This window comes from Spirosoma profusum, from assembly GCF_014699005.1.
Taxonomy (GTDB): Bacteria; Bacteroidota; Bacteroidia; order Cytophagales; family Spirosomataceae; genus Spirosoma; species Spirosoma profusum.
In genome coordinates this window covers 26896-39878 of record NZ_JACWZY010000001.1, presented here as the reverse complement: position 1 = coordinate 39878, position 12983 = coordinate 26896, and the positions used below count along the sequence as shown (strand labels likewise).

Genomic DNA, 12983 nt, shown 5'->3' with positions numbered 1-12983 from the left:
TGGGATTTTTTTGCCAAAAATCCACGGGTTGATAAATCCAAACGCCTGACAGGCTCGTAGGTACACCGAGTCGTCGGGTTATCCGACGATGCTTTCCGACACAATAACGTTATACACATGAAAAAGAAACAGCATTCATCAGGCCTAACGATGCTGCCAGGTCAGCTAGAACCGGTTAGGGTGGGTCGCCGATTATTTCTGCGTTATGCAGGTGCATTTACAGCAGGTGGAGTTATTCTATCTGCCTGTGGAAATGAGGAAAATCCAACCACGGTTTCATCAACCGTTGATCTGGGCAAGGATGACGTAGGGATACTGAATTATGCCTATGCGCTGGAGCAGCTAGAAGCCGCATTCTATACACAGGTTATTGCAACGCCCTACACGGGTATGACAGATGCCGAAAAAACGTTGCTGACCGATATTCGAGACCACGAAATTATTCACCGCGAATTTTTCAAGGCAGCTCTGGGTGCATCGGCTATTACGGCCCTGTCGCCCAATTTTACGGGAGTCAACTTCGGCGACCGGGCCAGCGTATTAGGTACTGCCAAGGCATTCGAGGATTTGGGCGTATCGGCCTACAACGGCGCTGGACCACTGCTGAAAGATGTAAATTATCTGGCATTGGCCGGTAAAATTGTTTCGGTGGAAGCGCGGCACGCTGCTGCAATTCGTGATTTACTGAATCCAAAGTCAGCCGATTTTGCTGGCGACGACGTAGTAGCTCCGGCTACGGGCCTCGATGTAGCTGCTCCTCCGGCTACCGTGCTAACGACCGCGCAAAAATTCGTCACCACACCCATCAGTGGTGCCAACCTACCTAAGTAACCTCATCTGATCGATACAACGTCATGAATTTATTTAAAATAATTGCCGATATAGAAAAGGCTGATCCTGAAGTAGGCGAGCGCTATAGTTTTTACTCGCGCCGAAGCCTGCTAAAGTTTGGGTCAAATCTGGCCGCAGCGGGTATTCCGACCTTTATGGCCGCTACGTTGAACAAAGCAATGGCTCAGTCGACCACGCCGTCGCAGAAGGCTATCGACGTAGCAAATTTCGCCCTCACACTTGAGTATCTCGAGGACGATTTTTACAAAATGGGGCTGGCCGCTGCGAATTTGATTCCAGCCGCCGACCGTACGGTGATAAGCCAGATCAGCAAACACGAAACGGCTCACGTAAACCTGCTGAAAGCAGCATTGGCCGCGGGTGCCGTAGCGAAACCAACTTTTAAATTTCCAGCCGGTACGTTCACAACTTATGCGACGTTTCTGGCAACTGCCCGCGCTCTGGAAGATACTGGCGTTCAGGCTTATAAAGGACAGGCTGGTGAATTGATTAACGATAAAGCCATTCTGTTGACCGCCCTGCAAATTCACTCGGTCGAAGCCCGGCACGCATCGGAAATTCGTCGGATGCTGGGCATGAAAGGCTGGGTTTCCGATACAACACAAACGACTTTTACGCAGGGTGGCGTCAATCTGAAAAACCTGAACACGGGTAAATCGGACGACGCACTACGTGAAGCATTTGACGAGCCTCTGACCAAAGATCAGGTATTGGCCATCGCCAAACCATTTTTATAGCATTGGTTTAGAAAGTCTTATTAGGGAGACCGGGAAACCGGTAAGGGTGACGAAGGCATCGGGGACATTCTCCGGTGCCTTTTTGATTTTGTGATTATACTATTTCTGAATCTTCTTTGTCATGCTTCCTGCGTCAGCATGACAAAATCGCTCGTTTTGGGCTTGTCCCTGAAAGTAGAGTGAAGTAGAGTGGGATTTTACGCAAAAGCTAGCCTAGAATAGAATCCGCTACCTCTACCGGGTTATATTTTCCAGAACAACGATAGATGGCCCATCAGATAGCCATCGCTTACCTAGTCCGGTCGTATCGCCCTGCGGGATAAAATACACGAACGATCCCAGCACCAGATCAATATCGCCGTCGGCATCCATGTCGCCAGCATCCATAACGATCCATCGACCCTTTGAGGCTTCTGGAAATGAATAATCGCGGAATTTCAACTGACCTTTATTCTCCAGATAGATAAAGCTTTCTTCAGGGTAACGCAGATAGTCCGGAAAAAACGAAATAGCGGCTATATCCAGATCGCCGTCCAGATCGTAATCACGTACCATCGCCTTATACGCGCCGTTCAACTGGTAGAAATACGATTGCTTAAAGTTGGATTTCCCGTCATTCAGAAAAATATAAATGCCGTGATACGTTTTCAGAATGGGCGTTTTGTCGGCGTTGTCTCCGCAAACATAAATGATGTCTTCAAAGCCGTCTTTGTTAAAATCAGCCAGCTCAATGTATTGCGATCCATTGAGTGGCAGAAAGGTTAGCAACCGCTTTTCCTTAAACTTACCCGCGCCTTGATTTTCGTACAGAAAAACACCTTCATCGCCCTGCCCCATGAGCACGTAAATATCCAGCAACCCATCACGATTGGCATCGTTGAGAATGGCTGAAATAGCGCCAGGCTTCTCGCGCAAAATCCGTTTGGTGTATCCGCCTTTGCCGTTGTTTTCGTACCAGGCCAGTTTCCCGGTCTGATTGCCAAATTCGCAGGCTACTACGTCCTCCAGCCCATCTTTATTTACATCGCCGTAAGCCATCGAAACGGGCCGCTGTAAATCCGAAATAGCCGTAAATTCTTTATAACCTGGCCCTGCTACGTTCTTTTCCCAACGTAGCAGGGAACCATTCGGCGCATCGGTCGGGAAAACGCCTTTGCCAGCCGTTGTTAGGTATATTTCATTTGCTTTCTCGTAAAAATGCGTCGGGGTTGAGGCCACTGGCAGGCTGTAATTCTCGCGAAGGTCGAGGGTTAGAAACGTAAGAATGTTACGTCGGCTTTTTCCATCACTAAAGACAATTCCACGCTTATCGGGAAGAATTTTGACCATTGTGGTTAGGGAGGGGCGATGCGAAAAGGGGGCTTCTTTGTAAGTAAAATGCTTTAGACCAAGCTGAATCTTGTGTCCGCGAAGTGGAGGCAGGATGGTATCTGGCGCATTCTCCAGAAAATACTGCTCTAGTTTACGCCAGTCTTCTTTTGCCAGAACGGGCCTTTCCGGAAAAATGTTGACATCGCGCACGATGGAACCGCTTATGCCTGTATCGAACAAACTATCAGGCCTGAATCCGCTGCTGTAGATACCCATTCGATGGCCCATCGCTGGAAGCACATCACGCCAATTCGATTTTGCCAATAGCTCGGGTTTCACAAAAGCATGACAACGGCTGCAGTGAGTAAGGGCGAGTTGTTTGCCAGAAAGCCCCGAAACCGGTACGTCGACGAATGCAGTTTTTTCATTCTCCTTCTTAGCGGTACACGAACTAAGCAGGAGCAATGCAATACAGAATGGAATGAGTTGTCTCATAAAAAAACCGAATTCGCGCTACCTTTACCAGGTATAACTTTAGATGCTTTGTTGACTATTGGAATACGTCACTACTGCGAAAAATACTACGCAAAGCCCGAATTTCGGAAAATATACCAACGTGACTAATAGCTCAATTAACGTATTGCTGACGCTTGGGGCTTCGACAGGCTCAGCCTGACAGTCTACTTAAATTGGTTAACTCAAGTTGGACTGTCAGGCTGAGCCTGTCGAAGCCCCAAGCGTCAGCCACGTACTATAAATGAATTAGATAAACTTCTTATTAATCCATTATTCACGTTATACCAGCAAATACCCCAAAGATGTCCAAATCGTCAGTAGCCAGAAACCGAGTTGTTTACGGGTGTCTTACGATCAGTGTCTCACTGACTGGTCTGGCATCCAGACGATTTCTGGGCGATTTTTCATTCATCAGAATGTATGTAGGCGATGCGTTGTGGGCGTTGATGATTTTTTTTGGACTTGCCTTTATCTTCCGCCATTGGTCAACCCAGGCTATTGCAGTTGCCGCGCTGGGATTCTCGTTTGGCATTGAGATCAGTCAGTTGTACCATGAGCCCTGGATCGACAGTCTGCGGGCGACTCGTTTGGGAGGACTGATTCTGGGTTTTGGTTTCCTTTGGAGCGATCTGCTTTGTTACAGTGCAGGCGTCGGTATTGGTGTATTGGTTGATACGTATCTTACTCCGGTACGTTATCGAGCCGGTTGAGGTGAAGCAGAATGGTATATCATCAAAAAATGACAATTACTTTTACGAATGGCTAACAAGCAACGAAAGGGTATAAAAAGGGTTTTTAGCATAGTACTTAAAGTCCTGCTCGGACTGGTTGTTTTTATCCTGCTTTTTCTGGCAGTCAGTCTGGCCCCTGTCGATGATACGCCCTATCAGCAGATGCCGTACTACGTCCAGACCAAGCAACGACTGGTGCAATTGCCTGCTTCACCGGCTGCCAAAACAGGCATTCAGGCGGGTTGGGCGAAAGCCAATATCACTCCTCCCTACACGACGCCTACAGGAGGCTACGGCGTTCGTCGCGGCAAGCACTGGCACGTAGTGAGCGATTCGATTTTTGCGCGGGCCATCGTCCTGAACAACGGTAATGAACCCGTAGCGGTTGTGGGTTTAGATCTGCTCATTACCCCTCCAACCGTTGCTGAAGCCCTAAAAAAGCGATTACCTGAAGTGGGTTTGCGCTGGGAAAACGTGTACATCGGTGCTATCCATTCGCACAACAGCGTGGGTGGCTGGGCGCCGGGTCTGGTGGGGCAATTGATTGCTGGCGGATACGACGAAAAAATCGTTACGCGCATTACCGATGGCGTGCTGGATGCCATCCGAAAAGCACAGGCCAACGTAGCACCCGTACAGATTGGCTACGGCCAGATCGATGCCACCGACCACATTTATAATCGAATCGGCAAATCAGGCCCAACGCGCCCCCTCGATGGCAACGTTCGGTTATTGAAGTTGCAGAAAGCCTCCGGCGAATCAGCGCTGCTGTGCAGTTTTGCCGGGCACGCTACGTTATTCGATGGGGGAAATGGTGATTACCTCAGCCGCGATTATCCCGGTTCGCTGGTCGACCGGCTGGAGAAAAAATCGGCCAGTTTCGCGGTATTTCTGGCGGGAGCTGTAGGCAGTACCGGCCCTGAATCGCGGGGGGTGACTGACTTTCAGGAGATTCGAAATTATGCTGGTGATCTGGCGGCACGTATCGAACGGACAGTGCCTAAAATTCAAATAAAATCAGATAGTACGTTAGCCATGCTCACCCTGCCACTTGGCCTACGCGAGCCGCACCCACGCGTGATTGGCAATTGGCGGGTACGTCCCTGGCTATTCTACGCCATCTACGGCGACTACCCTTCCGAACTGAAAGCGCTACGTATCGGCAACAACGTATTACTAGGTACACCCTGCGATTATTCTGGAGAATTTGTCACTGATTTTGCGCCATTGGCCAGGCAGAAAAACGTCAACCTCTTCATTACCAGCTTCGACGGTGGCTATATTGGTTACGTAACACCCGACGCGTATTACGACCGACCAACCTACGAAACCCGCGATATGAACTGGTTTGGTCCTTACAACGGAGCTTATTTTGAGGAAATGATGATGGAACTGCTGAAGAAAATATAGAATCGGTTTAATTTTTAAGAGCAAGTTGAAACCTGCGCATTTTTGTCATGCTGAGGCACGAAGCATCTTAAAATATCTGAACGAATTAGCGAGGGGAATTTAAGATGCTTCGTGCCTCAGCATGACAAAAACGGTCTTTGAACAACGTATTAACAGATCATGCCAAATCATGTCTATTCGAAGTTTCAATCATTCCATTCGCCTGGGTATCGGTGTTACGTTGCTAATCAACCTGTTTGCCTTCGTCTTTCAGGCAGATGAACCGGCTGTAATACGTATCAATCTACTAGGCTATCGGCCACATTCGCCCAAAGTGGCCGTTTGGGGAAGTCTGACTGAAAAAACGATTACCCGCTTCCAGCTTATCGAAGAACAAACGGGTAAGAGCATTTATCAGGGTACGTTGAGCCGAGGAATTGGCGCATACGGGCCGTTTCGGCAAACGTATCGGCTGGATTTTTCGAGTGTTCAGAAACCGGGAACGTACTACGTTCAGGCTGATGACGGAACCCGCTCGCCCACGTTTCGGATTGGCGATGATGTCTACGATGGCGCGGCTGATTTCTGCTTACGTTACATGCGCCAGCAACGTAGCGGTTTTAATCCATTTCTGAACGACTCCTGCCACACGCACGATGGCTACACGCTATACGGCCCCATGCCCGACAGCACGCACATCGACGTAGTGGGCGGCTGGCACGATGCTTCCGATTATTTGCAGTACGTCACTACGTCGGCCAATGCTACGTATCACCTGCTGGCGGCAGCCCGCGATTTCCCAACTGCTTTTAGTGACCAGCATCAGGCCAACGGACGTAACGGCACAAACAACGTGCCTGATGTACTGGACGAAGCGCATTGGGGGCTCGACTGGCTGCTAAAAATGCATCCCACCGACGACTGGCTGTTTAACCAGCTCGGCGACGACCGCGACCATGCCGGGATGCGGATTCCGAAAGAGGATAGTGCTTACGGCAAAGGCTACGAGCGACCCGTTTATTTTGCGACGGGGCAGCCGCAGGGGATGTTTAAGTACAAAAATCGGGCGACGGGCGTAGCATCGACGGCGGGTAAAGTCAGTAGTGCGCTGGCGTTGGGATACCAATTGCTACGTTCCCACGAACCAGTTTACGCCAGCCAGCTTCGGAAACGGTCGGAATCAGCGTATCGGCTGGGACTGAAAAAGCCTGGAAATTGTCAGACGGCGCCCGGTCGCGCACCGTATTTCTACGAAGAAGATAACTACGTCGATGACATGGAACTGGCTACGGTTGAGCAGCTTAAACTGATCAACGAAGCAGGTAAACAGGTGCAGCAACTTCAAAAAACAGCACTGTATTTCGCCCGGCAAGAACCCGTTACACCCTGGATGACAAATGACACGGCGCGGCATTATCAATGGTATCCGTTTGTGAACGTCGGTCATGCGGAGCTGGCTAAAAAATTGCCTGTTAGTCAGCGGAAATCCGTTACGGATTATTACAAAAAAGGCATCGAAACGGTCTGGCAACGGGCGAAACAGAATGCCTTTTACCGAGGGATTCCGTTCATCTGGTGCAGCAACAATTACACTACGTCGTTTGCCACACAATGTTATTGGTATCGAACCCTCACCGGTGATTCGCAGTACGTAGTGTTTGAGCAGGCGAACTTCGACTGGCTGTTTGGCTGCAATCCGTGGGGAACGAGTTTTGTGTATGGCCTTCCTGCCAACGGCGACACGCCTGCTGACCCACATTCGGCATTCACGCATCTGAAAAATTACCCCATTGATGGCGGGTTAGTCGATGGGCCGGTGAGGGGTAGCATTTACGGGAAACTGATTGGGATTACGCTCTATCAGCCTGATGAATATGCAGCTTTTCAGAGCAACGTAGCGGTTTATCACGATGACTACGGCGACTACAGTACCAACGAGCCGACAATGGACGGAACCGCGTCGCTGATCTATCTGCTAGCTGCCAAACAAACTGAGCGCCCAACGTCAGGACGTAACATTGCTACGTCGAAAAGGACCATCAAGCCTGTTCTTCAACGTAGCAAAAAGCCAGTTATTGATCCAAAATCGACGTATTACAAAGGGGCAAAAATTCGAGGTGATACGTCACTACGTCGGTTGTCGCTGGTTTTTACCGGTGATGAGTTTGCCGATGGCGGCACTGTTATCGCCCGAACGCTTAAGAAACATGGCGTTCGGGCTTCGTTTTTTCTGACGGGGCGTTTTCTACGTAACGCTACGTTCGCGCCGGTTATTCGCCAGCTCATTCAGGACGGGCACTACATTGGTCCACACTCCGATCAGCATCTTTTGTACTGCGACTGGAGAAAGCCTGATAGTCTGCTGGTTAGCCGCGAACTGTTTGTTGCTGATCTACGGGCCAACTACGTAGCACTCGCTACGTTCATCGGGAAATCCGGTAATGCTACGTTCTTTCTGCCGCCGTATGAATGGTATAACGATAGCATTGCTACGTGGACCAAAGCCGAAGGTATTCAATTGGTTAACTACACGCCCGGTACGCTCAGCCACGCTGATTACACCACACCCAACGACCGAAACTACCGTAGCAGTGACGTAATTCTGGAATCAATTCGCGTCTATGAACAGAAGAAACGTAACGGTTTGAACGGATTCATACTCCTGATGCACATCGGCACGGATTCTCGACGTATCAACAAGCTATATACCCGTCTGGACGAGTTACTGACTGAGCTCCGCAAGAAATCTTATCAATTCGTCCGTGTCGATGAACTTTGATGCCTTATCGATTTAACAACGAACCTGTTTAAACTTTTGTTGAGATGCTTTTTTGTCATGCTGAGGAACGAATCGGACCGCCGAAGCGGCATCTTAACGTTTCTTCACTCTCAGGTTTGGATACGTTAAGATGCCGCTTCGGCGGTCCGATTCGTTCCTCAGCATGGCAAAAACACGCATTTTGGGATTAATTCCAAAAGTTCAAACAGGCTCAACAAGTGCATAGTTATCAATTTAACCCAATCAGTAATATTTGATTAATATTATATTTGATTAACTTACAATAGATTTAATTAATAGATTAAATAGCATACACAAATATGCCTTTATTTCTCCCCTTACCGTCAGCCCTGATATATCGGCTATTTCCCAGTTTCTGGTTTCAATCCAAAATCCATTCGTTCAATCAGTCGACTTATTGGTAACGGTATATTTATTGCTACTAAACAATCGAAGGCATTTCCTTTTGCGTACTACTACTGTAAATTGGCCTCTCGAATGCGGTTTATTTATTTACTTTTTCTCTTTCCGATTTCCCTTTTCGCACAACAAACAGGTTGGCAGGAACTTACGATATCCGATGGTTTGTCGCAGGGGATGATTTATGACCTCAAACAGGATCAGAAAGGATTCATCTGGATTGCGACCAAAGACGGGCTGAACCGGTACGACGGCCACAATTTCACAGTTTTCACGCACGATCCCTATAATGAGTATAGCCTTTCCGATAACAACTGCTCAGCCTTGCTGGTCGATAGCCGGGGGTGGCTTTGGGTAGGCACGCTTAACCAGGGGCTAAATCTGTTCAACACGCGTACCCAGCGATTTTATCATCTCGATATCCGTGATCAGACATCGGCTAATGCCGGAAATTATGCCATTAATTACCTCTACGAAGACCCAAAGGGCGATATATGGGTCGTAGCCGATATCAAGAAATTATTCAAAATTAGTCTGCCCGACGAGCTTAAAGCCAGCTTACCGAAGCAGTCTAATCTGACAAAGCAGGTACAGATTTCACAACTAGCAGTTCCGGAAAAAAAAATTACGTCGATCAATAGCCTTAGTTTTCGCCCGGATGGGCAGGCGTTAGCTGTATATGACAGAGCCAGCCAGTATTTTAACTGGAAGACCCTCAAAAGCTTAGGGGAATTAGCGTTAGCCCCATTTAAAACATCCGTTTTTTTTACCACTAAAGGTGATATAAACCAGAATCTCTGGTGCGTTGCCCTCCCTAATAAAATTAGTATTCGTCGACAAGGTATTCAGAAAGATATTCCCCTGGAGCCGAGAAAGGATTCCTTGATTACCTTAAGGCTACTTACACCCAAACTAATCGCAATTGCGGTCAGTGACTTACTATGGCTCATGTCGCCCGAGGAGCTTATGCGTCAGGATAGCCTGACTAAACGTAACGCCTTTACGATCTTACCTTCAAATCTTTATGCAATTACAGAATTTCTTATCGATCAAACGGGCAATGTCTGGGTTGGCACCAGCGGGTATGGCCTTCGTAAGTTCAATCCGAAAATAAAACGGTTTCAGTCGTTGCTGCCAACGACTACGCTTTCTTACATCTACACTGACCAACAAAACCGGACGTACATCCGTCATGAATTTGCGTACGACCAACTTGATTGGTTTACGAATCGATTGATCTCTTTTTTGCCTGCCAACTTACCGCCAGCCGACAAACGGGCGCGTTATATGATGCAGGATCGCCAGGGAACATTCTGGATATCGAACACGAATTTCCAGAATCAGGAAATGAGTCTGTTCAAATTTTCGTCGGACTGGAAACTTCTCAAAAAGTATAAACTACCTCCAAACACTGCCTTTGGTTTCTATAATAACCGGACCGTTGAAGATAATCAGGGGCGGCTCTGGACAGGGCTTTTAGATGGCAAACTGCTTTTGTTCGATCCGAAAACCGAAACGTTCCGGGTATTCTCCTACCAGTCACTTTTACCTCAGAAAATATCCGAGATCGAAACCAGTGCGCTCTATTTCGATCAGACGGGTACACTCTGGATTGGGACAACCCGAGGACTTATCCGAGCCGATCATCCACTGACAAACCCCGTTTTCTCTCTTTACAAAAACAGCACGAAAGATCGGCAGAGCCTGAGCAACGACCTGGTATCCAGCCTGCTCGACGATCCTAATCAGCCCAACAAATACCTTTGGGTCGGCACAAAAGGCGGTGGTCTGAATCGCTTGAATAAGCAAACCCGCCAGTTCGATCATTTTACGGAAAAGGACGGGCTACCGAACAAAGTCGTATATGGCATTTTGTCGGATGAGTTTAAAAACCTTTGGCTAAGCACGAACCGGGGACTGGCGCTGTTCAATCCTGAACGAAAAACGTTCTGTAACTTCACCAAAGCCGATGGCTTACAGGACGATGAATTCAATACAGGTTCCTTTTTTAAAACACCTTCGGGCGAATTGCTTTTTGGGGGCGTACACGGACTCACTACGTTTCAGGCACGTAACGTTCTCCGGTCCAACAGTCAGGTTCCGAAGGCGCAGCTGATTGGCCTGAAAATCAATAATGAAACGGTTGGCGTTGGTAACCCGGATGGTATTTTGTCTGAAACCATTGAGAATACGCAACGTATCGATCTGGCCCATACCCAGAATCTGCTTACACTCGAATTTGGGGTGATGGACTTTGCCAACTCCGCCAAAAATCGGTATCGCTACCGGCTCGCTGGTATCGATAAACGCTGGATCGAAGCAGGTACCAATCGTTTTGCCAATTACGCCCAATTACCTGCCGGGAGTTACACGTTTCAAATGATGGGAACCGCCGATGGACAAACCTGGAGCAAACCCGTCGACTTACAGGTTCGGGTTCATCCGCCTTTTTACCTCAGTTGGTGGGCCTATTTGTGCTACGTTCTGGTGTTGGCGGTTATTGGCTGGCAACTGTACCGATTCCAGACGCAACGGCTGTTGCTGGAGCAGAAGGTCGCTTTTGAACAAAAAGAAGCTATTCGTCTGTCGGAACTGGATAGTCTGAAAACCCAGTTTTTCACAAACATTTCTCACGAATTTCGGACGCCCCTTACGCTCATTCTGGCCCCGCTGACCGACTTGAAACAGCGATATCCAGCCGAGCAGGTTCTCTCGCTGATGGAACGTAACGGCAAACGGCTACTGACGCTGATCAATCAGCTACTCGACCTCAGCAAACTCGAAGCCGGTCAGCTAAAGGCCGAACCTGAGCCGGGCGATATTGCCGTATTTTTCCGTACGCTGGCCAGTTCGTTCAGTTCACTGGCCCAGAGCCGACAGATAAAATTCATATTCGAGCAGTCAGAAACGGGCTGGTGGACGCTGTATGACCGTGATAAGCTGGAGAAAATCATCACAAACCTGCTTTCGAACGCCTTTAAGTTCACGCCCGAGGGAAACGAAGTCCGTATGAACGTTCGGTATCCAAACGAAAGACAGGTTATTGTCAAGATTCAGGATACGGGCATTGGCATTTCACCGACGAATCTGACACACATTTTCGAGCGATTTTACCAGGTCGACGGGCAAGAGAATCGCGCTTACGAAGGCACGGGCGTAGGTTTGGCATTGGTAAACGAACTGGTTCAGGTACTTGGTGGAACGATCAACGTAACGAGTCAGGAGGGTGAGGGCACTACGTTCACAGTTGATTTGCCCCTTGTTCCGATAGCCAGACCCAGGACCGAATCACCAGCCGCGAATCTGGCTGCCGATTGGGACGTAGCAAACGGTCAGGAAACTGAGCCATTAATTGCGATCAATCGGACTGAAGCGTTTCAGACAGGCGAAAGTCAACCGTTTGTCCAGACAGCCGACGTAGCATCGACCAATCTGCTGCTCATCATCGACGATAACGCCGACATACGGGCTTATGTACGTAGCATTTTCGAATCAGACTATCAGATTCTCGAAGCCATTGACGGACAGGATGGCCTGGAAAAAGCGACGCAATTGCAGCCCAACGTAGTGATTTGCGACCTGATGATGCCCCGCCTGAACGGCTTCGAATTTTGCCAGGCCCTGAAAACCCAGCCGGCCACCAGCCACATTCCGGTGGTGATGCTGACGGCCAAAGCCACCACCGAAGACCGCATCGAAGGATTTGAGCTGGGTGCCGACGATTACCTGACCAAGCCCTTCAACCGAACCGAACTGCAAATCAGAGTACGAAATCTGCTCGAACAGCGGAAGCGTTTGTATAACTGGTTCGGTCGCCAACAAAACGTAACGATCGACGTAGCAACGGCCGACGTGGCAACGGACACAGCAGATTCTTCTGCTCCTGCGCTGGCCCTGTTAACCAACGAGCAAGTATTCATCGACCGACTGACAGCCGTTGTTCACGAACACCTGGATGAACCTGCATTCTCTGTCGAAGTTCTTTCTGAAACTGTCAATCTGAGTCGTTCGCAGTTACACCGAAAGCTGAAAACCTTACTCGATACGTCGCCGACCAATTTTGTTCGCGATATCCGGCTGATGAAGGCGGCTGAACTACTGACTACTGGTGAGCAGACCGTGACGCAGATAGCCTACACCGTTGGCTTCGATAACCTGTCTTATTTCGCGAAAACCTTTCAGGAGCGGTTTGGTGTCTCCCCTTCGCAATACGGTCGCCAGCCAGCAACGCCGACCTAAAAGCGATTT

7 protein-coding genes are annotated in these 12983 nt (G+C 48.9%); 6 read left to right on the top strand and 1 reads right to left on the bottom strand.

Annotation, left to right across the window (positions count from 1 at the left end; all coding sequences use genetic code 11):
• The first annotated feature begins 117 nt into the window (after window positions 1-117).
• Both IC229_RS00095 and IC229_RS00090 read left to right on the top strand, forming a co-directional pair.
• Window positions 118-831 carry a ferritin-like domain-containing protein gene (locus tag IC229_RS00095; RefSeq protein WP_190884884.1) on the top strand — a complete coding sequence of 238 codons (714 nt, stop codon included), beginning with the start codon at window positions 118-120 and terminating at the stop codon, window positions 829-831.
• A 23-nt stretch (window positions 832-854) separates the two neighbouring features.
• Window positions 855-1589: a ferritin-like domain-containing protein gene (locus IC229_RS00090; RefSeq protein WP_190884883.1), complete on the top strand. Its 735-nt coding sequence runs from the start codon at window positions 855-857 to the stop codon at window positions 1587-1589.
• Window positions 1590-1823: 234 nt separating this feature from the next.
• On the opposite strand, the gene IC229_RS00085 is transcribed toward IC229_RS00090, so the two are convergent.
• Window positions 1824-3395: an FG-GAP repeat domain-containing protein gene (locus IC229_RS00085; protein ID WP_190884882.1), complete on the bottom strand. Its 1572-nt coding sequence runs from the start codon at window positions 3393-3395 to the stop codon at window positions 1824-1826.
• A gap of 323 nt (window positions 3396-3718) precedes the next feature.
• On the opposite strand from IC229_RS00085, the gene IC229_RS00080 reads away from it, so the two are divergent.
• From IC229_RS00080 to IC229_RS00065, 4 genes are all read left to right on the top strand, one after another.
• On the top strand, window positions 3719-4126 hold the full coding sequence (locus IC229_RS00080) for a ribosomal maturation YjgA family protein (protein WP_190884881.1): 408 nt from the start codon (window positions 3719-3721) through the stop codon (window positions 4124-4126).
• Window positions 4127-4174: 48 nt separating this feature from the next.
• Entirely contained in the window at window positions 4175-5557 is a 1383-nt protein-coding gene (locus IC229_RS00075) for a neutral/alkaline non-lysosomal ceramidase N-terminal domain-containing protein (protein WP_190884880.1), read from the top strand.
• A gap of 169 nt (window positions 5558-5726) precedes the next feature.
• Window positions 5727-8315 (top strand): glycoside hydrolase family 9 protein, encoded by a 2589-nt coding sequence (locus IC229_RS00070; RefSeq protein WP_190884879.1) that lies wholly within the window; start codon window positions 5727-5729, stop codon window positions 8313-8315.
• A gap of 498 nt (window positions 8316-8813) precedes the next feature.
• A complete protein-coding gene (locus IC229_RS00065) occupies window positions 8814-12974 on the top strand; it encodes a hybrid sensor histidine kinase/response regulator transcription factor (protein WP_190884878.1) in 4161 nt (1386 codons plus the stop codon).
• Window positions 12975-12983 lie beyond the last annotated feature (9 nt).